This window comes from Streptomyces doebereineriae (assembly GCF_031845645.1).
GTDB classification, from domain to species: Bacteria; Actinomycetota; Actinomycetes; order Streptomycetales; family Streptomycetaceae; genus Streptomyces; species Streptomyces canus.
On the sequence record NZ_JAVREZ010000017.1, the window covers coordinates 17,264 to 39,467 of the forward strand.

Sequence of the window (22,204 nt, forward strand, 5' to 3'; positions counted from 1 at the left end):
GCGCCCCCTTTCGTGCAGGGGCTGATGGATCCCAGCCTAGGCGGGCCCGGCGCTCAGGTCCTGTTCAGCCGCCGTACGCCCCCGACGCCGTCAGTCGCAGGGCCGTGTCGATGAGCGGAACGTGGCTGAAGGCCTGGGGGAAGTTGCCCACCTGGCGCTTCTGGCGCGGATCCCACTCCTCGGCGAGCAGACCGAGGTCGTTGCGGAGCGAGAGGAGCTTTTCGAAGAGCTTCCTCGCCTCGTCCACGCGGCCGATCATCGCGAGGTCGTCCGCCATCCAGAACGAGCAGGCCAGGAAGGCCCCTTCGTCGCCGGGGAGGCCGTCGACGTTCTCGTCGCCGCTCGAGGTCGGGTAGCGCAGGATGAAGCCGTCCGGCGTGGACAGCTCGCGCTGGATCGCCTCGATGGTGCCGATCACGCGCTTGTCGTCCGGGGGCAGGAAGCCCATCTGCGGGATGAGGAGCAGGCTCGCGTCCAGCTCCTTCGAGCCGTAGGACTGCGTGAAGGTGTTGCGCTCCTTGTCGTAGCCCTTCTCGCACACGTCCCGGTGGATGTCGTCGCGCAGTTCGCGCCACTTCTCCAGCGGACCGTCCGCGTCACCGGACTCGATGAGCTTGATGGTGCGGTCCACGGCGACCCAGGCCATCACCTTGGAGTGCACGAAGTGCCGGCGCGGGCCGCGCACCTCCCAGATGCCCTCGTCCGGCTCGTCCCAGTGCTGCTCCAGGTAGCGGATCAGCTTCAGCTGGAGCAGGGAGGCGTAGTCGTTGCGGGCCAGGCCCGTCATGTGACCGAGATGCAGGGCCTCGGTGACCTCGCCGTACACGTCGAGCTGGAGCTGGTGCGCGGCGCCGTTGCCGACCCGGACCGGGGCGGAGTTCTCGTAACCGGGCAGCCAGTCGAGCTCGGCCTCGCCCAGCTCCCGTTCGCCCGCGATGCCGTACATGATCTGCAGGTTCTCGGGGTCGCCGGCCACTGCCCTGAGGAGCCACTCGCGCCAGGCGCGGGCCTCCTCGCGGTAGCCGGTCCGCAGCAGCGAGGAGAGGGTGATGGCCGCGTCGCGCAGCCAGGTGTAGCGGTAGTCCCAGTTGCGGACGCCGCCGACGTCCTCGGGCAGCGAGGTCGTCGGCGCGGCCACGATGCCGCCGGTCGGGGCGTACGTCAGCGCCTTGAGGGTGATCAGCGAGCGGATGACGGCCTCGCGGTAGGGGCCGTGGTACGTGCAGTGCTCGACCCACTCACGCCAGAAGTCCTCGGTGGCCTCCAGCGACTGCTCCGGCTCCGGCAGCGGGGGTGGCTGCTTGTGCGAGGGCTCCCAGGAGATGGTGAACGCGATCCGGTCACCCGGGGCGACCGTGAAGTCCGAGTATGTCGTCAGGGACTTGCCGTAGGTCTCGCAGTCGGTGTCGAACCACACCGAGTCCGGGCCCGCCACGGCGACCGTGCGCCCCTCGTGCTTGTGGACCCAGGGGACGACACGGCCGTAGGAGAACCGCATGCGCAGGGCCGAGCGCATCGGGACGCGGCCCGAGACGCCTTCCACGATCCGGATGAGCTGCGGGGCGCCGTCACGCGGGGGCATGAAATCGGTCACTCGGACCGTGCCGCGGGGGGTGTCCCACTCGGATTCGAGGATGAGGGAGTCGCCGCGGTAGCTGCGCCGGGCCGCCGTGGGGGGCTCGGCGTCGGCCGCGTGGGCGGGGCCGAGTCGCCAGAATCCGTGTTCCTCGGTGCCCAGCAGGCCGGCGAAGATGGCATGCGAGTCGAAGCGGGGCAGGCACAGCCAGTCCACCGTGCCGTCCCGGCAGACCAGGGCTGCGGTCTGCATGTCTCCGATGAGTGCGTAATCTTCGATGCGCCCGGCCACGTGCAACTCCAGTCGAACGGCCACGTCACCCCCTGCAGGAAAAAGGGGGCTGTCGCTTGGTGCGGTCAAGGGGGTCGTTGTAATGCGTCGTTGAGCGGTGAAGCAAAACAGTCCTGCCGCTGTGAGGCAAAACGACAACTGTTGCTCAACGAACTGACGAGCTCTCGTTGTTCCGGCGCTTACGGGTGGGGGTGGTCCCGAGTTTCCGGCCGGGCTCGGCAGCGAGTGTCCGAGCAGGATACGACGCACGTAGATGATCTGCGTGCCGCTCCGGGCAACGCGGCTGCGCCGAACGGGTGAGCAACGGGTGAGAAACGGGTGGGTTCGTGCGGGTCCGTGTCGGCGTGTGCGCGGAGCGTGGCCGGAAGCCATCTCCCCGAGGCGCTGATACCCTGGTAGCCCGTGGACCGGTGGGCGTCTGACCCCCGAACCGCACCTCAAGATCGCGACCACGGGAGCCCCCTCTTGGCCATGACCGCTGCTTTTCGAAACAGCACAGCCACGACGACCAAGCACATCTTCGTCACTGGGGGTGTCGCCTCCTCGCTCGGCAAGGGTCTGACGGCCTCCAGCCTCGGCATGCTGCTCAAGGCGCGGGGCCTGCGCGTCGTGATGCAGAAGCTCGACCCGTACCTCAACGTCGACCCGGGCACGATGAACCCCTTCCAGCACGGTGAGGTGTTCGTCACCAACGACGGCGCCGAGACCGACCTGGACATCGGCCACTACGAGCGCTTCCTCGACCGTGACCTCGACGGCTCCGCCAACGTCACCACCGGCCAGGTGTACAACACGGTGATCGCCAAGGAGCGGCGCGGTGAGTACCTGGGCGACACCGTGCAGGTCATCCCGCACATCACCAACGAGATCAAGCACCGCATCCGCCGCATGGCGACGGACGAGGTGGACGTCGTGATCACGGAGGTCGGCGGCACGGTCGGCGACATCGAGTCGCTGCCGTTCCTGGAGACGGTCCGCCAGGTGAGGCACGAGGTCGGCCGTGACAACGTCTTCGTCGTCCACATTTCCCTCCTGCCGTACATCGGCCCGTCGGGGGAGCTGAAGACGAAGCCCACCCAGCACTCGGTTGCGGCCCTGCGCAACATCGGTATCCAGCCGGACGCCATCGTGCTGCGGTCCGACCGCGAGGTGCCGACCGCCATCAAGCGCAAGATCTCGCTGATGTGCGACGTCGACGAGGCCGCCGTGGTCGCCTGCCCGGACGCCCGTTCGATCTACGACATCCCGAAGACCGTGCACAGCGAGGGCCTGGACGCCTATGTCGTCCGCAAGCTGGACCTGCCGTTCCGCGACGTGGACTGGACGACCTGGGACGACCTGCTCGACCGCGTCCACAACCCCGACCACGAGATCACCCTCGCCCTGGTCGGCAAGTACATCGACCTGCCGGACGCCTACCTCTCGGTCACCGAGGCCCTGCGCGCCGGCGGCTTCGCCAACAAGGCCCGCGTGAAGATCAAGTGGGTCACCTCCGACGACTGCAAGACCCCGGCCGGCGCCGCGGCGCAGCTCGGTGACGTCGACGGCATCTGTATCCCGGGCGGCTTCGGCGACCGCGGTGTGCTCGGCAAGGTCGGCGCGATCCAGTACGCCCGCGAGAACCGGATCCCGCTGCTCGGTCTCTGCCTGGGCCTGCAGTGCATCGTGATCGAGGCCGCGCGCAACCTCGCCGACATCCCGGACGCCAACTCCACCGAGTTCGACTCGGCCACCGGCCACCCGGTCATCTCCACCATGGCCGAGCAGCTCGACATCGTCGCCGGTGAGGGCGACATGGGCGGCACCATGCGACTCGGCATGTACCCGGCCAAGCTCGCCGAGGGCTCCATCGTCCGTGAGGTGTACGACGGCAAGGAGTACGTCGAGGAGCGGCACCGTCACCGTTACGAGGTGAACAACGCCTACCGTGCCGAGCTCGAGAAGAAGGCGGGCATCCTGTTTTCCGGCACCTCGCCGGACGGCAAGCTCGTCGAGTACGTGGAGTACCCGCGCGAGGTGCACCCCTATCTGGTCGCCACACAGGCCCACCCCGAGCTGCGCTCGCGTCCGACCAGGCCGCACCCGCTCTTCGCCGGCCTGGTGAAGGCCGCGGTCGAGAGGCAGAGTTCCAACTAGCACGACAGTTGTACGGTGGCCGGGGCACCCGCATTCAAAGGCGAGTGCCCCGGCTTCTTTTGCGCACGTGGGGAAGGACAGGGAATGACGATCAAGGATGCCCCGGAGGAGTGGGAGATCCGGGCGACGGAGACCCCCTTCGTGGGCAACAAGACCTCCGTCCGCACGGACGAGGTGGTCATGCCCGACGGGTCGGTGGTCCGCCGCGACTACCAGGTCCACCCGGGATCCGTGGCCGTCCTCGCCCTCGACGACGAGGACCGGGTCCTGCTCATCCGGCAGTACCGGCATCCCGTACGGCAGAAGCTGTGGGAGATCCCCGCGGGACTGCTGGACGTGCCCGGTGAGAATCCGCTGCACGCGGCCCAGCGGGAGCTTTATGAGGAGGCGCACGTCAAGGCGGAGGACTGGCGGGTGCTGACGGATGTCTACACCTCGCCCGGGGGGTGCGACGAGGCGATCCGGATCTTCCTGGCCCGCGGGCTGTCCGAGGCCGAGGAGGAGCGGTTCGCGGTCGAGGACGAGGAGATCGACCTGGAGTACGCGCGCGTGCCGGTGTCCGAGCTGGTGCAGGGGGTGCTTGCCGGGGAGCTGCACAACAACTGCCTGGTGGTGGGGGTGCTTTCGCTCGTCGCCGCGCGGGTCTCCGGCGGGGTGGACGGGTTGCGGGCGGCTGAGGCGGAGTGGGCTGCGCGGCCGTTCGAGGCGTGACGGTTGTTTCGGGTCGCGCCGTTGTCGTAGCGGTCCGTTGCGGGGTGCGGGTTCGTTGTGGCTGATCGCGCCCACGCGGCGGAGCCGCATATCGACACAGCCCCGCGCCCCTTGGCGGCACCGCAGAGCCGTAGTTCCTATGATCCGTTGATCCGATCGGGGGACTCTCCGGTCCTCACCGCCGTGCTCCACCAGGACCGTTGCACAGGGTGAACTAGGCTCTGAAAAGCCCGAACCGGGGTCACCGGCGGGCTTTGCGCGTGCGGTGGGACGGGAGTGTGGCCCGTGACGGATCAGGCGGTGGACGCAGGCGGTGTACGGCTGTCGGGCGAGGGCCGATTCCTGGGGCGGACGCGGGAGTTGAAGGAGCTGCTCGCCGACATCGAGCGGGCGGGACTCGACACGCTGTCCGGCAAGAAGGCACCACGCGCGCGGGTGCTGCTCATCGCCGGGCGCCCCGGATCCGGCCGCACCGCACTCGCCGAGGAACTCGTCCAGGCGGTAGCTGACCGTTACGACGACGGGTTGCTGCGCGCCCGGCTGAGCGAGCCCGACGGCACCCCCGTGCCGGTTGGGAACTCCGCCCGCGAACTGCTCACCGCGCTCGACGTGGCGGCGCCCGCCGGGGCCGCGGAGGACGACCTCACGGCCGTGCTGCGCGAGGCGCTCGCCGACCGTCGCTCGCTGCTCCTGCTCGACGACGCGGTGGCCGCGGAACAGGTGGACGCCCTGCTTCCGGATGCTCCGGAATGCCTGGTCGTGGCCGTTTCAGGAGGTCCGCTGACCGGGATCGCGGACGTTCGCCCGTGCACCCTCGGCGGCCTCGACACCAAGGCCGCGCTGGAGTTGCTGTCCCGGCACACCGGGTCGGTCCGCATCACCGTCGACCCGCGCGCCGCCGAGGGCCTGGTCGAGGAGTGCCAGGGACACCCCGCTGCACTGATGCTGGCGGGAGGCTGGCTCGCCGCCCGACCCAAGGCGGCGGTCGCCGATCTGGCCAAGCATCTGCACACGGAGGGTGACGAAGGGAGTCCCCTCAGCCGGGTCTTCAAACTCGTCTACACGTCCCTTCCCGCCCCGGCCGCCCGGATACTGCGACTGCTCTCGCTGGCCCCGGCGGGCCTCGTCGATCCGCACACCGCCTCCGCGCTCGCCGGCTGCTCGGTGAGCGGCGCCCGCTCCACCCTGGACGACTTCGTCGCCCTCGGTCTGCTGCACGCCGTGGAGTCACCGCTGCCGCAGTACGAGGTCCCCGGCTGCCTGTATCCCCTGCTCAAGGCCCTCGCCGACACCCAGGACCGCCCGGCCGAGCTGCAGCTGGCCCGGGCTCGCATGCTGGAACGGACCGTACGGCTGCTCCAGTCCTCCCGCGCGATCACCGAGACCGACAGCCCCGACGCACGAGAGAAGCTCCAGGGCATGCCGCCCTCGGTGCGCTTCCCGAACCCCAGGGCGGCCGAGGACTGGCTGCGCGTCCGCAGGCCGGCCCTGCTCGCCGCGGCCCGTCACGCGGTCGCCGACGGGGAGCTGGACACTCTGGCCCGGCGCCTGATGTCGCAGCTCGTGCGCGCGATGGTGGCCCACTTCGGCATGAAGGCCGCCGCCCCGGACCTCTACGACATCCACGGCCTCGTCCTCGACGTGGCCGAGCGGCGTGCTCTGCCGCGCGAGAGGGCCGCCGCCCTGCTGAACCTCGCCGACCTGGACGCCCAGACCGGCCGGACCCGCGAGGCACTGGCGCGCTATCGGTCGGCCCTGGACGCCGGACGGGAGGCAAATGACCCGTACGCGACCGGCCGCGCGATGGAATCCGTAGGCGGCGCGCATCTGGAGCTCGGGGACTACGACCGGGCCGCCGACTGGTTCGGCCGGGCCCTGGCCCAGCGGCTGGCCCGGGACGAGCGCGCGGAAGTCGCCCGGCTGTACGGCCGTATCGCCGCCACGCACACCTACGCCGGCCGCTACGGCGAGGCGGTCCGGAACTGGCGGGCGGCGCTCTCCGGGCACCGCAAGAACGGCGATGTGGCCGCACACGCACGGGCGTTGAGCGAACTCGCCCGCGTCCAGGAGTACGCCGGACACCCCGAGGAGTGCCTGCGCACCTGCCAGGAGGCCGTGGAGTGGGCGCGGCGCGCCGAGGACGTCCGGCTGCAGGCCGCGCTCCAGCTGCGGCTCGCCGACACGCTGGACCGTCTCGGCGATCCCGCCGCCGCCCAGCTGCACCGCGGCGCCGCCGAGCGGCTGCTGGGCGAGGAGGAATCCGAGGAAGAACCCGGGTCTCAGCAGGTCGACGAGCCGAAACAAGACGCTGATGCCTGCGAAATCCGTAGTACATCCGCAGAGGATTGATGCAATGAAAGGCTAGACAGCGGGAACACCTTCATTAGACTGGCTCTGCCGCACCTTCTCCTGCGGTGTCTCCTGGTGTGCTCATGCATGCCCGGGTATGTGTTGTATTGCCCCACACACTCTGAGCCAAGGACCGTGATCCACGTGAAGGTCGGCATCCCCCGCGAGGTCAAGAACAACGAGTTCCGGGTGGCCATCACCCCCGCCGGTGTGCACGAGCTGGTGCGCCACGGCCACCAGGTCGTCATCGAGCGGGGCGCCGGCGTCGGCTCCTCCATCCCGGACGAGGAGTACGTCGCCGAGGGCGCCCAGATCCTGGACACCGCCGACGAGGTGTGGGCCACCGCCGACCTGCTGCTGAAGGTCAAGGAGCCCGTCGCCGAGGAGTACCACCGCCTCCGCAAGGACCAGACGCTCTTCACGTACCTGCACCTGGCCGCCTCCAAGGAGTGCACGGACGCGCTGATCGAGTCCGGCACCACGGCGATCGCCTACGAGACCGTCGAGCTGCCCTCGCGTGCGCTCCCGCTGCTCGCCCCGATGTCCGAGGTCGCGGGCCGGCTCGCCCCGCAGGTGGGCGCCTACCACCTCATGCGCTCGGTCGGAGGCCGCGGCGTCCTCCCCGGCGGCGTCCCCGGCACCCAGCCCGCGCGAGCCGTCGTCATCGGCGGCGGGGTCTCCGGCTGGAACGCCACGCAGATCGCCGTCGGGATGGGCTTCCACGTCACGCTGCTCGACCGCGACATCAACAAGCTCCGCGAGGCCGACAAAGTGTTCGGCACCAAGGTCCGGGCGATCATGTCCAACGCCTTCGAGCTGGAGAAGGCCGTCCTGGACGCCGACCTCGTCATCGGCGCCGTCCTCATCCCGGGCGCCAAGGCCCCGAAGCTGGTCACCAACGAGCTCGTCGCGCGGATGAAGCCCGGAAGTGTCCTTGTCGACATCGCGATCGACCAGGGCGGCTGCTTCGAGGACTCGCGTCCGACCACGCACGCCGAGCCGACCTTCCAGGTCCACGACTCGGTCTTCTACTGCGTCGCCAACATGCCCGGCGCGGTGCCCAACACCTCCACCTACGCGCTCACCAACGCGACGCTGCCCTACATCGTCGAACTCGCCGACCGGGGCTGGGTGGAGGCCCTGCGCCGCGACCCGGCGTTGGCCAAGGGGCTCAACACCCATGACGGCAAGGTCGCTTACCGCGAGGTCGCGGAGGCGCACGGCCTGGAGCACGTGGAGCTCGAGACGCTGCTCGGCTAAAGCCGTGACCTGCTCAAATGGCTAAGTCACCTTTTCGTAAAGGCGATACGTCAACAAGGCGCGTCAACGAGGCACATGCGGCCGGACCTTGCCCCACAAGGTCCGGCCGGATGTGTGTATGGTCACTTTGCGACTCTCGGTCAACTCGCGTCGAACGTAACCCTTGAACCGATTCGTACACCGGCGAAACCTGCCGTGCGACTGCCGTACGCCCTTGACAGCGGGATGTTTCATTGCCGACACATCCTGCCGGGTCCGGCGGATTGTGTTGCTGTGAACACCCGACACGCCATAGAGTCGCCAACCGTCGGCATGGTGCCACGCTGACCTTGTCTAGAAGTTTCCTGGTCTCCAAGGAGGTAAGACGACTTGTGAATGAGTCGACATTTTCTCCCGGGGGTGGTCAACCAGGAATGCCTGCCGGGGCCCAGAGCCCCGCGGGGTTCGAGGCTGTCGGCTCCGTCGCGGTGCGCACCTTCGCAGCCCGTCAGAGTCCGCAGACCGTGCGGACAGCACACCAGAGCATGGATGGCCATCACGTGAACGCCATGGCCGGCGACGGAAGTGGCGCGCCCCACAACCACTTCGCCGACTACGACGAACTGCCCGAGGGGCACTTCTACGACCCCGACGCCGAGTACGAGCCCGATCCGGAGTACGCGGCCACGCTCGCGCCCGATGCGGCCCGCCAGCGCCGTGAGCGCGTCGGCCCGACCGGGCGCCCGCTGCCGTACTTCCCGATCCCGGGCCCGCTGACCGACCACGGCCCCGCGAAGATCATCGCGATGTGCAACCAGAAGGGCGGCGTGGGCAAGACGACGTCGACCATCAACCTGGGTGCCGCGCTCGCGGAGTACGGCCGGCGTGTGCTGCTCGTGGACTTCGACCCGCAGGGCGCGCTGTCGGTGGGTCTCGGTGTCAACCCGATGGAGCTCGACCTCACGGTCTACAACCTGCTCATGGAGCGGGGCATGGCGGCCGACGAGGTCCTGCTGAAGACCGCGGTCCCCAACATGGACCTGCTGCCGAGCAATATCGACTTGTCGGCGGCGGAGGTCCAGCTGGTCTCCGAGGTCGCCCGCGAGTCGACATTGCAGCGTGCCCTGAAGCCGCTCATGGCCGACTACGACTACATCGTGATCGACTGTCAGCCCTCGCTCGGCCTCCTCACGGTCAACGCCCTGACGGCCGCGCACAAGGTGATAGTCCCTCTGGAGTGCGAGTTCTTCGCCCTGCGTGGTGTCGCACTGCTGACGGAGACCATCGAGAAGGTCCAGGAGCGGCTCAACCCGGACCTGGAGCTCGACGGGATCCTCGCCACGATGTACGACTCGCGCACCGTGCACAGCCGTGAGGTGCTCGCGCGCGTCGTCGAAGCGTTCGACGACCACGTCTACCACACGGTCATCGGGCGCACGGTCCGCTTCCCGGAGACCACGGTCGCCGGTGAGCCGATCACCACCTACGCCTCCAACTCCGTCGGTGCCGCCGCCTATCGCCAGCTCGCCAGGGAGGTGCTCGCCCGGTGTCACGCCGAGTGAGTCTGCCGGGGGCCGACGAACTGTTCCGTACGACAGGGGGGATGGCGCTCCAGGCGTCCACTCCCCGGCGGGGGACCAACGGCGAGGCCCGGGTACCGGCTCCCGCGGGGGAGTCGGACGGGGCGGCGGCCGAGGACGCGCCGCAGTCCGTGCCCGCGCAGGGCGGAGACGGCGACGGCGCGGAGCACGTAGCGGCCGACGCCGAGGCGGGTGAGTCCCGCAGCCGGGCCGCCACCGCCGAGCGCTCCGGGCCACGTCAGGAGGCGCAGGAAGGTTCTGCCCAGGCCTCCGGTGGTCAGCAGCGCGGCAAGCGCGGGCGCTCCCCCTCACGGCGGCCCAGCGGGCGGGAACGGCACGACGAGAAGATCACCGTGTACGTGTCCGCCGAGGAGCTCATGGATCTGGAGCACGCGCGTCTGGTGCTCCGGGGTGAGCACGGGCTCGCGGTGGACCGCGGCCGGATCGTGCGGGAGGCGGTCGCCGTGGTGCTGGCGGATCTGGAGTCCCGTGGGGACGCGAGCATTCTCGTCCGCCGGCTGCGTGGGCGGTAGCGGTAGCCTGCGGGGGCTATGACCTCGAACGACGTTCCCGTGCCCGGCGGCTCCGCCGGCCGTCGGCGCGCGCTCGGCCGGGGGCCGGGAGCTGAACCGGTCGCCTCACCGGTCGAGGCGGAGAGCGAACTGGCCGAGGCGGAGAGCGAGCCGGTCGCCGAGGCCGAGGCTCCGGCCGGGACCGGCGAGCGGGAAGAGGCCTCCGACGGTGTCTTCAAAGTTCGGCTGGCCAACTTCGAGGGGCCCTTCGATCTGCTGCTTCAGCTGATCTCGAAGCACAAGCTCGATGTCACCGAGGTGGCGCTCTCCAAGGTCACCGACGAGTTCATGACGTACATCCGCGCCATGGGACCGGACTGGGATCTCGACGAGACGACCGAGTTCCTCGTCGTCGCCGCCACTCTCCTCGACCTCAAGGCGGCTCGGCTGCTGCCGGCCGCGCAGGTGGAGGACGAGGCCGACCTGGCACTCCTCGAAGCGCGGGACCTGCTCTTCGCACGGCTTCTGCAGTACCGCGCGTACAAACAGATCGCCGACATCTTCAACCGGCGTCTCGACGAGGAGGCCCGGCGTTACCCCCGTACCGTCGGCCTCGAACCGCACCACGCCGAGCTGCTGCCCGAGGTCGTCATCAGCATCGGGGCGGAGGGATTCGCGAAGCTCGCCGTGAAGGCGATGCAGCCGAAGCCCAAGCCGCAGGTGTACGTCGATCACATCCACGCGCCGCTGGTGAGCGTCCAGGAGCAGGCGGGGATCGTGGTCGCGCGGCTCAGGGAGCTCGGCGAGGCCAGCTTCCGTCTGCTGGTGGAGGATGCCGACGGCACCCTGACCGTCGTGGCGCGCTTTCTGGCGCTGCTGGAGCTGTATCGGGAGAAGGCCGTGGCGCTGGACCAGGAGACCGCGCTGGGGGAGCTGATGGTGCGGTGGACCGGCGGCGCGGGGGAGGCCGAGCCGGTGGTGACCGACGAGTTCGACCGACCGCCGGAGCCGCTCAAGGAGGACAAGGCGTGAGCGAGGAGACCACCGAGGTGCCGGCGGGGCCGCCGGGCGTCGCCGACCTCGATCTGAAGCCGGCGCTGGAAGCCGTCCTGATGGTCGTGGACGAGCCCGCGACCGAGGAGCACCTGTCGAAGATCCTGGAGCGGCCCAAGCGGCAGATCGCGAAGGCGCTCAGAGAGCTGGCCGACGACTACACCGTGCAGCGGCGCGGTTTCGAGTTGCGGTACGTCGCCGGCGGCTGGCGTTTCTACACCCGCGCCGAGTACGCCCCGGCGGTGGAGCGGTTCGTCCTGGACGGCCAGCAGGCCCGGCTCACCCAGGCGGCGTTGGAGACGCTGGCGGTGGTCGCGTACCGCCAGCCGGTCAGCCGCAGCCGGGTCTCCGCGGTGCGCGGAGTGAACTGTGACGGTGTGATGCGCACCCTGCTCCAGCGGGGTCTGGTAGCGGAGGCGGGCACGGAACCCGAAACAGGTGCGATCCTGTACGTGACGACGAACTACTTTCTGGAGCGGATGGGCCTGCGCGGTCTGGACGAGCTCCCGGAGCTCGCGCCCTTCCTCCCGGAGGCGGAGGCGATCGAGGCCGAGACCCAGGAAGCCGTACCGTCGTTCGATCCGGACGCCCCGGATTCCGAGGACGCAGACGACAAGACGGAACTTTGATGCGAAGCAGCAGCGGCAGGAACAGCAGCGGAAACAACGGCGGGAGCCGTGGTGGCAACAGCGGCGGCCGCGGCGGGAGCAGCGGTGGCCGCGGTAACTACCGCGGTGCCGGGAACGACCGCGACGACAAGCAGGGGGGCCGGCCGAAGAGTCCCCGTCCCGAGGAACGTCGCTACGACGTGGGCCCCGGCGCCACCCACGAGGGACCGAAGTCCGGGCGCGGTGCCTCCGCGCGCGGCGGTGCCAAGGGTCGGCCGAAGCAGGGCCAGAGCACCGGGCGCGGCCGTTCGGTGCCGGCGACCTCCCGCGAGTACGAGGCGCGGGCCGAGGAGCGCAACCGTGAGCGGTACGCGGGCAAGAAGGACGTGAAGCCGCCGAAGACCTTCCCGGGCGCCGAGCAGGAGGGCGAGCGGCTGCAGAAGATCCTCGCGCGCGCGGGCTACGGCTCGCGCCGGGCCTGCGAGGAGCTCATCGAGCAGGCGCGGGTCGAGGTCAACGGCGAGATCGTCCTGGAGCAGGGCAAGCGGGTCGACCCGGAGAAGGACGAGGTCAGGGTCGACGGCCTGACGGTGGCGACGCAGTCGTACCAGTTCTTCTCGCTCAACAAGCCCGCCGGTGTCGTCTCGACGATGGAGGACAACGAGGGCCGGCAGTGCCTCGGGGACTACGTCACCAACCGTGAGACGCGGCTCTTCCACGTGGGGCGGCTCGACACCGAGACCGAGGGCGTCATCCTGCTCACCAACCACGGCGAGCTGGCCCACCGGCTGACCCACCCCAAGTACGGCGTGAAGAAGGTCTACCTCGCGCACATCGTGGGCCCGATCCCGCGCGACCTGGGCAAGCAGCTCAAGGACGGCATCCAGCTGGAGGACGGGTACGCGAAGGCGGACCACTTCAGGGTCGTCGAGCAGACCGGCAAGAACTACCTCGTCGAGGTCACCCTCCACGAGGGCCGCAAGCACATCGTCCGCCGCATGCTCGCCGAGGCGGGCTTCCCGGTCGACAAGCTGGTGCGGGTCGCCTTCGGCCCCATCACCCTGGGCGACCAGAAGTCGGGCTGGCTGCGGCGGCTGTCCAACACCGAGGTCGGCATGCTGATGAAGGAAGTCGACCTGTAGTCCCCACGGACACACACGCGCGTGCGGCCGGTTCCGGAAGTCTCCGGGGCCGGCCGATGCGTTTTCGCCCTCCCCGCGGTCTGTATCCGTGACGGAGGGAGCGGGGATGGACGGAGTGGGCATGGACACGAGGACCGGGATCCGTGACGAGGCATGTCAGACAGTGCTGGAGGGCCCTGTGCGGCCTTCGCGGCCCGGTGGGCCCCCGCGGGCCAAGGAGACGGCTGTGGGGCCGCTGAGGGGCGGCTGCGGCGGCCTGACGGAGGCGCTGTCATGAGCGCGGGGGAGCTGCTGGAGCGCTCGCTCGCCTACTCGCTGGGCAGCGTGGCGGGGACGAAGGCCGTGAGCCTCGGCAGGGCCACGCCGTGTGCCGAGTGGAATCTGGAGGAGTTGCTCGGCCATCTCGACGACTCCCTGGACGCGCTGTACGAGGGGCTGACCGGCGGGCGGATCGGGCTGCTCCCGCACGCCGATCGGGTCTGCGGCTTCCGCACGCGCGCGTGTGCCGTGCTCGGCGCCTGGGCCGCCGGTCCGCCGGAGGACGTGCTGGTGGGTGAACGGCCGCTGGACGTACGGGTGATGGCCGCCGTCGGCGCCGTCGAGATCACCGTGCACGGGTGGGACGTGGCCCGGGCCTGCGGACGTCAGTGGCCCATTCCGGAGGGCCTGGCGGCCGAACTGCTGTCCGTCGCCCAGTGCGTGGTGGGGGAGGAGGACCGGGGCGTGCGATTCGCCGAACCGGTCGCCGTGCCGGCCCGCGCGCGGCCTGAGGCACGGCTTCTCGCCTTCCTGGGGCGGCGCCTCTAGGGGCTTGTGGAACACGCTCGCGCTCTTTATAGTCGTTAGGACTATTAGTCATCCTGACCATAAAGGGGGCGAGCGCGAGTGGACTACGACAAGTACGCGCACGAACCCTTCGCCGTCACCGTCGACCTCGCCGTCCTCACCGTCGCGGAAGGCGCCCTGCACGCGCTGCTCGTCGAGCGGGGGCAGGAGCCGTACGCCGGACACTGGGCGCTGCCCGGCGGGTTCGTGCACCCGGACGAGTCCGCGGAGACGGCGGCCCGGCGCGAACTCGCCGAGGAGACCGGGCTGTCGGACGTCTCCGGGCTGCATCTGGAGCAGCTGCGGACCTACAGCGAGCCCGACCGCGACCCCCGGATGCGGGTCGTCTCCGTCGCGTTCGCCGCGCTGCTCCCCGACCCGCCCGAGCCGCATGGCGGCAGCGACGCGGCCGAGGCCCGCTGGGTGCCGTACGACAAGGCGGGGCAGCTCGCCTTCGACCACGACCGCATCCTGGCCGACGCCCATGAACTCGTGGGGGCCAAGCTCGAGTACACGTGCCTCGCCACCGCCTTCTGCCCGCCCGAGTTCACTCTCGGCGAGCTCCAGCAGGTGTACGAGACCGTGTGGGGCACCGCCCTCGACCGGCCCAACTTCCGCCGCAAGGTGCTCGCCACGCCCGGCTTCGTCGAGGCCGTCCCGGGCGCCGCACGTCTGACCGGCGGCCGCGGCAAACCGGCCGCGCTCTACCGCGCGGGACCGGCCACCGCCCTGCACCCCCCTCTCCTCCGACCGTCCCCGGAAGGACGCCCCGCATGACCACGATCCTGACGAAACGCGCCGCCACCGGAACACTCGTCGGCCTCGCCCTCGGGGACGCCCTCGGCTTCCCGACCGAGTTCAACGACGTGCGGTCGATCCTCGCCAAGTGCGGGCCGTGGCGGGAGATGGAGCTGTGCACACCGGCCGTCGTCAGCGACGACACCCAGATGACGCTCGCGGTGGGCAGGGGGCTGCGCGCGGCGATGGACCGGGGTGTGCTCGGGCCCGAGATGGCAGAACCGGTCCGGCGGGAGTTCATCGCGTGGAACCGCTCCCCGGAGAACAACCGCGCCCCCGGCAACACCTGTCTCAGGGCCTGCGACCTGCTGGAGCGCACCGATCTGCCCTGGCAGCACGCCAGCCAGATCGGCTCCAAGGGCTGCGGTGCCAACATGCGCGTCGCGCCCGTCGGACTCGTCCCCGGCCTCAGTGACGAACAGCGCGCGGGCGCCGCCCAGTTGCAGTCCGCGCTCACCCACGGGCACCCGACCGCGCTCGCCGCGTCCGACCTCACCGCGCGTGCCGTACGGCTGCTCCTGCAGGGAGCCGAGCCGGGTGAACTGGTCGGGCTGCTGCGGTCGTACGCCCTGGTGAACCGGGGGCAGTACCACGAGCGTTGGCTCGGCGACCTGTGGACTCGCAGCCACGATGCGACGCCCGGGCAGTTCATGGCCCGTGGCTGGGACGAGTGCCTGGCGGTCCTCGACCGGCTCGACGACGCCGTGCGCACCGCCTCGCCCGAGGAGGACCCGTGTCTGGCCACCGGGGCGGGCTGGATCGCCGAAGAAGCCCTGGCGACCGGGCTGTTGTGCTTCCTGCAGTTCCCCGACGAGCCGCTGACGGCCCTGCGGCGGGCCGCGTGCAGTTCCGGCGACTCCGACTCGATCGCCTGCCTGACGGGCGCCTTCGCAGGCGCCCACCTGGGGGCGGACGCCTGGCCGGTCGAGTGGGCCGACCGGATCGAGTACGGCAGCGAGCTGGTGACGCTCGGGGCGCTCTGGGACGCCTAGGCGAGCTGAATCGAGTCCCCGCTGACCTTGATCTGCTTCTCGGGCAGCGGCTTGTTGGCCGGCGGGTTGGCCACCGAGCCGTCCGTGATGTTGAACTTGCTGCCGTGGCAGGGGCAGTTGATGGTGCCGTCGGACACGCTGGTCACCTGGCAGCCCTGGTGGGTGCAGATGTCCGAGAAGGCCTTGAACTCGCCCTCCTTCGGCTGGGTGACGACGACCTTCTCGTCCTTGAAGATCTTCCCGCCGCCGACCGGGATCTCACTGGTCTTCGCCAGTTCGGTGCCGGCCTCCACCGAACTGGACCCGGAGTCGCTGTTCTCATTGCCGTACTCGCCGCAGCCGACGGTCAGCGTGGCCGCGCCCGTCGTGAGGAGGATCGTGCGCCGCGTCGGGCTGTGCGTCATGTCGTGACTCCGAAGGTGCGGAAGAACCAGAGGGCCGAGGTCAGCCAGAGGACCGTGAGCGCGGTGAAGACGAGCCCGCCCACGATCGGCAGCAGCCAGCCGGGAAGTCGCTCCGAGCGGAGCAGCAGCATCTTGGCACTGAACACACCGAAGAAGAAGCAACCCAGGAGGGAGTGCCACAGAACGCGTGATTCGTACGACTGGAAACCCAGCGCGTACAGACAGTGCACCGCCACCGGCACCGCGACCAGGAAAGCCACCCGGCCGGACCAGCGGTGCAGGGTGGCGGACCAGCTCGGGCCCGGGAGTTTGCCGTACACCATCAGGGCCGAGACGAGCTGCACGAGCGCGAAGAAGAACGCGACCGTCGCGAGCCACGACTTCACCGCGCCCGTGCTGCTGAAGCCGGCGAGGTTGAAGGCCGTCCCCGTCGGGTCGTGGACCTTGCCGTACACGCCCAGGGCGACCGCCACCGCGGCGGCCACGAGGGCGGGGATGAGATAGCGGGCCGGGCCGGGGCGGCGCTCGGGTTCGGGCGGGGGCCAGCTCTGGGTGGCCGCGTTCGGGTCGACGGTCATGATCGGCTCCTCAGGGGGTTACCGGACGGGCCGTGAGCTGCTGTCCGTCGACCGTCACCGCACCGGTCTTCGGGTCGATCCTCGGCGCCGGGGAGGGCTTGCCGTCGCGCTTGAGAATGCCGACCTGCTCGCCGTCCGGAAGGACGATCCAGCCGCCTTCGATCTTCGCGCCGGCCACCGTGCTGTTCGCCCGGTAGAGCCCGGACGACTTCTTCGCCCTGCCGATGGTGAAGGCGTAGCTCCCGCTGCCGACGTTGGCCGTGCCGCGGATCTCCTTGGTCCCCTTCACCTTGCCGTCCAGGCTCGCGCCGCCCTTGCCGGTGAGCCGCAGGCTGCCGTCGTCCTTCACGTCACCCTGCAGCCATGACTCGATGTTGTGGCCGTCGCAGACGTACGCGATCGCCTTGTCGTCGCGCACGGTGATCGCGACCGCGGAGGAGTCGTCGTCGGTACGGCCCGTGTAGACGCCCTCGGGCACGGCGGTCCGTGACGGGGACGGGCTGGGCGGCGCGGACGTCCGTGCCGGTGCGGTGCTCGCTGACGCCTTGGTGCTGGGCGACGGCTTCACGTACGACGCCGTGGGCTTCTCCCCCGTCGTGGCGTTGAGCGAGAGCATGAACAGGCCGACCAGCAATCCCGCGAGCAGTGTCAGCAACGGTCCGGAACGCTTCATGTAAGGGGCCTCCCCCGAGGCGAGTTTCCTGCCATCAGAGCGGACCCGGAGCCCCGAGTCCAGAGGCGCACAGGTGTGTTTTCACCCCAAGTAGCGGAACTGGGACATTCGGGTGACATTGGCACGGTCCGGGAAGCCATCTCAGGGTGCGGGCGCCGCGCACCCGCCCCGCACGGGCTGACTAGGCTGGACGGACACGAGCCGAACGCACATCAGCAAGGAGCAACGCCGTGGCGGTACGAGCGGTCCGGGGCGCCGTCCAACTCGAAAAGGACGAGGCCGGCCACATGGACGAGCAGGTCGGGGCGCTGCTCACCGCCATCATGGAGCGGAACGAGCTGACCGCGGACGACCTGATCAGCATCTGGTTCACGGCCACGCCCGACCTGCACAGCGACTTCCCCGCGGCCGCGGCCCGCAAGCTCGGCACCGGCTTCGCCGACGTACCGCTGATCTGCGCCCAGGAACTCGACATCGAGGGCGCCATGCCCCGCGTCGTCCGTGTTCTCGCGCACATAGAGTCCGACCGGCCCCGCGCCGACATCGCGCACGTCTACCTCGGCGCCGCGGCCGCCCTGCGCAAGGACATCGCGCAGTGAGGACCGCACTCGTCGTCGGGACCGGGCTGATCGGGACGTCCGCCGCGCTGGCGCTGGCGGGGCGGGGTGTCACCGTCCACCTCGTCGACCACGATCCCGAGCAGGCCCGCACGGCCGCCGCGCTCGGAGCGGGTACGGACGAGGCCCCCGAGGGGCCCGTCGACCTCGCGATCGTCGCCGCGCCGCCCGCGCATGTGGCCGGGGTGCTCGCCGACGCGATGCGGCGCGGGGTGGCTCGCGGGTACATCGACGTGGCCAGCGTGAAGGGCGGGCCGCGGCGGGAGCTGGAGGCGCTGGGGCTCGACCTCTCCCCGTACATCGGTACGCATCCGATGTCCGGGCGGGAGAAGTCCGGACCGCTGGCCGCCTCCGGGGATCTCTTCGAGGGGCGGCCCTGGGTGCTGACCCCCACCCGGGACACCGACACCGAGGTGCTGAACCTCGCACTGGAGCTGGTCTCGCACTGTCGTGCGGTGCCGGTGGTCATGGACGCCGACGCCCACGACCGTGCTGTGGCGCTTGTCTCGCACATGCCTCATCTGGTGTCCAGCATGGTCGCCGCGCGGCTCGAGCACGCCGAGGAGGCCGCCGTACGCCTGTGTGGGCAGGGGATTCGGGATGTGACCCGGATCGCCGCGTCGGATCCCGGGATGTGGATCGACATCCTCTCCGCGAATCCGGGGCCGGTGGCCGATCTGCTCACCGATGTCGCCGGGGACCTGGAGGAGACGGTGCGGGCGCTGCGGGCGTTGCAGTCCGCGGACGAGGCGAAGCGGCTCGAGGGCACGTCCGGGATCGAGCACATGCTGCGGCGGGGGAATGCCGGGCAGGTCCGGGTGCCCGGGAAACACGGGTCCGCGCCTCGGGTGTACGAGGTCGTGGCCGTGCTCATCGACGACCAGCCGGGGCAACTGGCCCGGATCTTCGCGGACGCCGGGCGGGCGGGCGTCAATATCGAGGATGTGCGGATCGAGCATGCGACAGGGCAGCAGGCGGGGCTGGTGCAGCTGATGGTCGAGCCGTCGGCGGCGCCGGTGCTGGCGGCGTCGTTGCGGGAGCGGGGCTGGGCCATCCGGCAGTAGGGCCGGCCTTGAGACGAGGGCGTCCGGACGAGTGACGCGCACCCAGTAACCTTGTGCGGGGCACAGTCGCGTCCCCACACCACTCGCCAGACCGCACCCGAAAGGTGTCCCCCCGTGGAAAACGGCGCCGCCCAGCCCGTGATTGTCGCCATAGACGGCCCCTCCGGCACGGGCAAGTCGAGCACCTCGAAGGCTGTCGCCGCGCAGCTGGGTCTGAGCTACCTGGACACCGGCGCCCAGTATCGGGCGATCACCTGGTGGATGGTGACCAACGGGATCGACATCGACGACCCGTCCGCGATCGCCGCCGTGGCGGGCAAGGCGGAGATCGTCTCCGGCACCGACCCGGAGAACCCGACGATCACGGTGGACGGGACCGATGTGGCCGGTCCGATCCGGACCCAGGAGGTCACCTCCAAGGTCAGCGCGGTGAGCGCGGTGCCCGAGGTGCGGGCCCGGATCACCGAGCTGCAGCGGTCGCTGGCGACCTCGGCCGAGAAGGGCATGGTCGTCGAGGGGCGGGACATCGGTACGACCGTGCTGCCCGACGCCGACCTCAAGGTCTTCCTCACCGCTTCGCCCGAGGCCCGCGCCGCGCGCCGCAGCGGGGAACTCAAGGGTGCCGACGTCAACGCCACCCGTGAGGCCCTGATCAAGCGGGACGCGGCCGACTCCAGCCGGAAGACCTCGCCGCTCGCCAAGGCGGACGACGCGGTCGAGGTGGACACCACCGAGCTGACCCTCGCGCAGGTCATCGAGTGTGTCGTCACCCTCGTCGAGGAGAAGCGGGCCGGGAAGTGAGTGCGGACTCTTCCGGCACGGTTCCTTCGCTGAAGGGTGCCGAGGTCGGGCGGCGGATCGGCGTCGGGCTGATGTACGGGCTGTGGAAGCCGCGTGTGCTCGGCGCCTGGAGGATGCCCGCGACCGGGCCCGCGATCCTCGCCGTCAATCACTCCCACAACATCGACGGCCCGATGGTCATGGGCGTGTCACCCCGGCCGACGCACTTCCTGATCAAGAAGGAGGCGTTCATCGGCCCGCTGGATCCCTTCCTGACGGCCATCGGACAGCTCAAGGTGGATCGCTCGGTGGCCGACCGCGGGGCGATCACGCAAGCACTCGATGTCCTCAAGGCCGGCGGGGTGCTCGGTATCTTCCCGGAGGGCACCCGGGGCGAGGGCGACTTCGCCTCCCTGCGGGCCGGACTCGCGTACTTCGCCGTGCGCGGCGGGGCACCGGTCGTTCCGGTCGCCGTGCTGGGAAGCTCCGAGACGCCGGGACGGTTGATAAAGGGGCTGCCTCCGCTGCGCAGCCGCGTCGACGTCGTCTTCGGCGACCCCTTCGAGGCGGGCGACGGCAGCGGACGGCGTACGCGCAAGGCGCTCGACGAGGCGACCGAGCGCATCCAGAAGCAGCTCAGCGCCCACCTGGAAAACGCCAGGCGCCTGACCGGGCGCTAGGCGACACTGAGTAGTGGATCAATCCGGCGGAACAACCGGGGGTCCACCGATCACCACGATGAACGAGGTACGGACTTCATGAACGACCACATCCACTCCGAGGGCTCTTCCGAAGAGCACGACCACGGAGCGCTTGGCGATGCCGAGTACGCGGAGTTCATGGAGCTCGCCGCGGAAGAGGGCTTCGACCTCGAGGACGTCGAGGGTGCCATCGAGGCGGCCGGGCACGGTCCGCTGCCCGTGCTCGCCGTCGTCGGCCGCCCCAATGTCGGCAAGTCGACTCTGGTGAACCGCATCATCGGGCGCCGCGAGGCCGTCGTCGAGGACAAGCCCGGCGTCACCCGTGACCGTGTCACCTACGAGGCCGAGTGGGCGGGGCGCCGCTTCAAGGTCGTCGACACCGGCGGTTGGGAGCAGGACGTCCTCGGCATCGACGCCTCCGTGGCCGCGCAGGCCGAGTACGCGATCGAGGCCGCCGACGCCGTCGTGTTCGTCGTCGACGCCAAGGTCGGCGCGACCGACACCGACGAAGCGGTCGTACGACTGCTGCGCAAGGCCGGTAAGCCCGTGGTGCTGTGCGCCAACAAGGTCGACGGGCCGAGCGGCGAGGCCGACGCCTCCTACCTCTGGTCCCTCGGGCTCGGTGAGCCGCACCCGGTCTCGGCGCTGCACGGCCGGGGCACCGGCGACATGCTCGACTCCGTTCTGGAGGCGCTGCCGGAGGCGCCCGAGCAGAGCTTCGGCACCGCGATCGGCGGGCCGCGCCGCATCGCCCTGATCGGCCGCCCGAACGTCGGCAAGTCCTCGCTGCTGAACAAGGTGGCCGGCGAGGAGCGGGTCGTCGTCAACGAGATGGCCGGCACCACCCGTGACCCGGTCGACGAACTCATCGAGCTCGGCGGCGTCACCTGGAAGTTCGTCGACACCGCCGGTATCCGCAAGCGGGTCCACCTCCAGCAGGGCGCCGACTACTACGCCTCGCTGCGCACCGCCGCCGCCGTCGAGAAGGCCGAGGTGGCGGTCATCCTGATCGACGGCTCCGAGTCCATCTCGGTCCAGGACCAGCGGATCGTCACCATGGCCGTCGACGCGGGCCGCGCGATCGTCCTCGCCTACAACAAGTGGGACACCCTCGATGAGGAGCGCCGCTACTACCTGGAGCGGGAGATCGAGACCGAGCTCGGTCAGGTCGCCTGGGCGCCGCGTGTCAACGTCTCGGCGCGCACCGGCCGCCACATGGAGAAGCTGGTCCCCGCGATCGAGACGGCTCTGGCGGGCTGGGAGACGCGTGTCCCGACCGGCCGCCTCAACGCCTTCCTCGGCGAGCTGGTGGCCGCCCACCCGCACCCGATCCGGGGCGGCAAGCAGCCGCGCATCCTCTTCGGCACCCAGGCCGGCACCAAGCCGCCGCGGTTCGTGCTCTTCGCCTCCGGGTTCATCGAGGCGGGCTACCGGCGTTTCATCGAGCGCCGGCTGCGTGAGGAGTTCAGCTTCGAGGGCACTCCGATCCACATCTCGGTGCGGGTGCGCGAGAAGCGCGGCGCGAAGAAGAAGTGACGTACGCATGAGGAAGGGCGGCCCCCATCGGGGCCGCCC

21 protein-coding genes are annotated in these 22,204 nt (G+C 70.2%); 17 read left to right on the plus strand and 4 right to left on the minus strand.

The window, feature by feature from the left end; genetic code table 11:
• Positions 1–64: 64 nt before the first annotated feature.
• Positions 65–1,867, minus strand: a complete 1,803-nt coding sequence (locus RNB18_RS37150) for a glycoside hydrolase family 15 protein (RefSeq protein WP_311718683.1) — start codon at positions 1,865–1,867, stop codon at positions 65–67.
• Between the two features lie 471 nt (positions 1,868–2,338).
• Between RNB18_RS37150 and RNB18_RS37155 the strand changes: the two genes are divergently transcribed.
• From RNB18_RS37155 to RNB18_RS37210, 12 genes are all read left to right on the plus strand, one after another.
• Positions 2,339–4,003: a CTP synthase gene (locus RNB18_RS37155; protein WP_311718498.1), complete on the plus strand. Its 1,665-nt coding sequence runs from the start codon at positions 2,339–2,341 to the stop codon at positions 4,001–4,003.
• Between the two features lie 84 nt (positions 4,004–4,087).
• A complete protein-coding gene (locus RNB18_RS37160) occupies positions 4,088–4,714 on the plus strand; it encodes an NUDIX hydrolase (protein ID WP_311718499.1) in 627 nt (208 codons plus the stop codon).
• A 285-nt stretch (positions 4,715–4,999) separates the two neighbouring features.
• Positions 5,000–7,063, plus strand: coding sequence for a tetratricopeptide repeat protein (locus RNB18_RS37165; RefSeq protein WP_311718500.1), 2,064 nt, complete (start codon positions 5,000–5,002; stop codon positions 7,061–7,063).
• A 144-nt stretch (positions 7,064–7,207) separates the two neighbouring features.
• Complete coding sequence (ald, locus tag RNB18_RS37170) at positions 7,208–8,323, plus strand: alanine dehydrogenase (protein ID WP_311718501.1); 1,116 nt, start codon at positions 7,208–7,210, stop codon at positions 8,321–8,323.
• Between the two features lie 413 nt (positions 8,324–8,736).
• Positions 8,737–9,864: a ParA family protein gene (locus tag RNB18_RS37175; protein ID WP_266566697.1), complete on the plus strand. Its 1,128-nt coding sequence runs from the start codon at positions 8,737–8,739 to the stop codon at positions 9,862–9,864.
• The gene (locus tag RNB18_RS37180; protein ID WP_311718502.1) at positions 9,849–10,415 is read left to right on the plus strand and encodes a hypothetical protein; all 567 of its coding nucleotides are present in this window, start codon (positions 9,849–9,851) and stop codon (positions 10,413–10,415) included. Before RNB18_RS37175 ends, RNB18_RS37180 begins: the two co-directional genes overlap by 16 nt.
• A gap of 18 nt (positions 10,416–10,433) precedes the next feature.
• Positions 10,434–11,426 carry a segregation and condensation protein A gene (locus RNB18_RS37185; RefSeq protein WP_311718503.1) on the plus strand — a complete coding sequence of 331 codons (993 nt, stop codon included), beginning with the start codon at positions 10,434–10,436 and terminating at the stop codon, positions 11,424–11,426.
• Positions 11,423–12,076: an SMC-Scp complex subunit ScpB gene (gene scpB / locus RNB18_RS37190; RefSeq protein WP_057614503.1), complete on the plus strand. Its 654-nt coding sequence runs from the start codon at positions 11,423–11,425 to the stop codon at positions 12,074–12,076. Before RNB18_RS37185 ends, scpB begins: the two co-directional genes overlap by 4 nt.
• Positions 12,076–13,197 (plus strand): pseudouridine synthase, encoded by a 1,122-nt coding sequence (locus RNB18_RS37195; protein WP_311718504.1) that lies wholly within the window; start codon positions 12,076–12,078, stop codon positions 13,195–13,197. The genes scpB and RNB18_RS37195 overlap by 1 nt, the downstream gene beginning before the upstream one ends.
• Before the next feature lie 273 nt (positions 13,198–13,470).
• Positions 13,471–14,004 (plus strand): TIGR03086 family metal-binding protein, encoded by a 534-nt coding sequence (locus RNB18_RS37200; protein ID WP_311718505.1) that lies wholly within the window; start codon positions 13,471–13,473, stop codon positions 14,002–14,004.
• A gap of 78 nt (positions 14,005–14,082) precedes the next feature.
• Positions 14,083–14,799, plus strand: a complete 717-nt coding sequence (locus RNB18_RS37205) for an NUDIX hydrolase (RefSeq protein WP_311718506.1) — start codon at positions 14,083–14,085, stop codon at positions 14,797–14,799.
• Positions 14,796–15,812, plus strand: a complete 1,017-nt coding sequence (locus RNB18_RS37210; RefSeq protein ID WP_311718507.1) for an ADP-ribosylglycohydrolase family protein — start codon at positions 14,796–14,798, stop codon at positions 15,810–15,812. Before RNB18_RS37205 ends, RNB18_RS37210 begins: the two co-directional genes overlap by 4 nt.
• Here RNB18_RS37210 and RNB18_RS37215 read toward each other — a convergent pair.
• The 3 genes from RNB18_RS37215 to RNB18_RS37225 are packed head-to-tail and all read right to left on the minus strand — an operon-like array spanning position 15,809 to position 17,467.
• Positions 15,809–16,216, minus strand: coding sequence for a Rieske (2Fe-2S) protein (locus RNB18_RS37215; protein WP_311718508.1), 408 nt, complete (start codon positions 16,214–16,216; stop codon positions 15,809–15,811). The two genes, RNB18_RS37210 and RNB18_RS37215, sit on opposite strands and share 4 nt — an antisense overlap.
• Positions 16,213–16,794: a DUF6529 family protein gene (locus tag RNB18_RS37220; protein ID WP_311718509.1), complete on the minus strand. Its 582-nt coding sequence runs from the start codon at positions 16,792–16,794 to the stop codon at positions 16,213–16,215. Before RNB18_RS37220 ends, RNB18_RS37215 begins: the two co-directional genes overlap by 4 nt.
• A gap of 10 nt (positions 16,795–16,804) precedes the next feature.
• Positions 16,805–17,467 carry a hypothetical protein gene (locus tag RNB18_RS37225; protein WP_311718510.1) on the minus strand — a complete coding sequence of 221 codons (663 nt, stop codon included), beginning with the start codon at positions 17,465–17,467 and terminating at the stop codon, positions 16,805–16,807.
• Positions 17,468–17,697: 230 nt separating this feature from the next.
• On the opposite strand from RNB18_RS37225, the gene aroH reads away from it, so the two are divergent.
• The 5 genes from aroH (at position 17,698) to der (ending at position 22,165) form a co-directional block, all read left to right on the plus strand.
• On the plus strand, positions 17,698–18,066 hold the full coding sequence (gene aroH, locus RNB18_RS37230) for a chorismate mutase (RefSeq protein WP_062052069.1): 369 nt from the start codon (positions 17,698–17,700) through the stop codon (positions 18,064–18,066).
• A complete protein-coding gene (locus tag RNB18_RS37235) occupies positions 18,063–19,148 on the plus strand; it encodes a prephenate dehydrogenase (protein ID WP_311718512.1) in 1,086 nt (361 codons plus the stop codon). Before aroH ends, RNB18_RS37235 begins: the two co-directional genes overlap by 4 nt.
• 114 nt (positions 19,149–19,262) lie before the next feature.
• The gene (cmk, locus tag RNB18_RS37240; protein ID WP_280856670.1) at positions 19,263–19,949 is read left to right on the plus strand and encodes a (d)CMP kinase; all 687 of its coding nucleotides are present in this window, start codon (positions 19,263–19,265) and stop codon (positions 19,947–19,949) included.
• Positions 19,907–20,608 carry a lysophospholipid acyltransferase family protein gene (locus RNB18_RS37245; RefSeq protein ID WP_394817732.1) on the plus strand — a complete coding sequence of 234 codons (702 nt, stop codon included), beginning with the start codon at positions 19,907–19,909 and terminating at the stop codon, positions 20,606–20,608. The genes cmk and RNB18_RS37245 overlap by 43 nt, the downstream gene beginning before the upstream one ends.
• 78 nt (positions 20,609–20,686) lie before the next feature.
• Entirely contained in the window at positions 20,687–22,165 is a 1,479-nt protein-coding gene (der, locus tag RNB18_RS37250) for a ribosome biogenesis GTPase Der (protein WP_311718513.1), read from the plus strand.
• Positions 22,166–22,204: the final 39 nt, after the last annotated feature.

Coding starts and splice junctions, on each gene's coding strand:
- RNB18_RS37155 (WP_311718498.1), top strand. CDS start 2,339: ATGACCGCTGCTTTTCGAAACAGCACAGCCACGACGACCAAGCACATC.
- RNB18_RS37160 (WP_311718499.1), top strand. CDS start 4,088: ATGACGATCAAGGATGCCCCGGAGGAGTGGGAGATCCGGGCGACGGAG.
- RNB18_RS37175 (WP_266566697.1), top strand. CDS start 8,737: ATGCCTGCCGGGGCCCAGAGCCCCGCGGGGTTCGAGGCTGTCGGCTCC.
- RNB18_RS37185 (WP_311718503.1), top strand. CDS start 10,434: ATGACCTCGAACGACGTTCCCGTGCCCGGCGGCTCCGCCGGCCGTCGG.
- RNB18_RS37195 (WP_311718504.1), top strand. CDS start 12,076: ATGCGAAGCAGCAGCGGCAGGAACAGCAGCGGAAACAACGGCGGGAGC.
- RNB18_RS37200 (WP_311718505.1), top strand. CDS start 13,471: ATGAGCGCGGGGGAGCTGCTGGAGCGCTCGCTCGCCTACTCGCTGGGC.
- RNB18_RS37210 (WP_311718507.1), top strand. CDS start 14,796: ATGACCACGATCCTGACGAAACGCGCCGCCACCGGAACACTCGTCGGC.
- RNB18_RS37215 (WP_311718508.1), bottom strand. CDS start 16,216: ATGACGCACAGCCCGACGCGGCGCACGATCCTCCTCACGACGGGCGCG.
- RNB18_RS37220 (WP_311718509.1), bottom strand. CDS start 16,794: ATGACCGTCGACCCGAACGCGGCCACCCAGAGCTGGCCCCCGCCCGAA.
- RNB18_RS37225 (WP_311718510.1), bottom strand. CDS start 17,467: ATGAAGCGTTCCGGACCGTTGCTGACACTGCTCGCGGGATTGCTGGTC.
- der (WP_311718513.1), top strand. CDS start 20,687: ATGAACGACCACATCCACTCCGAGGGCTCTTCCGAAGAGCACGACCAC.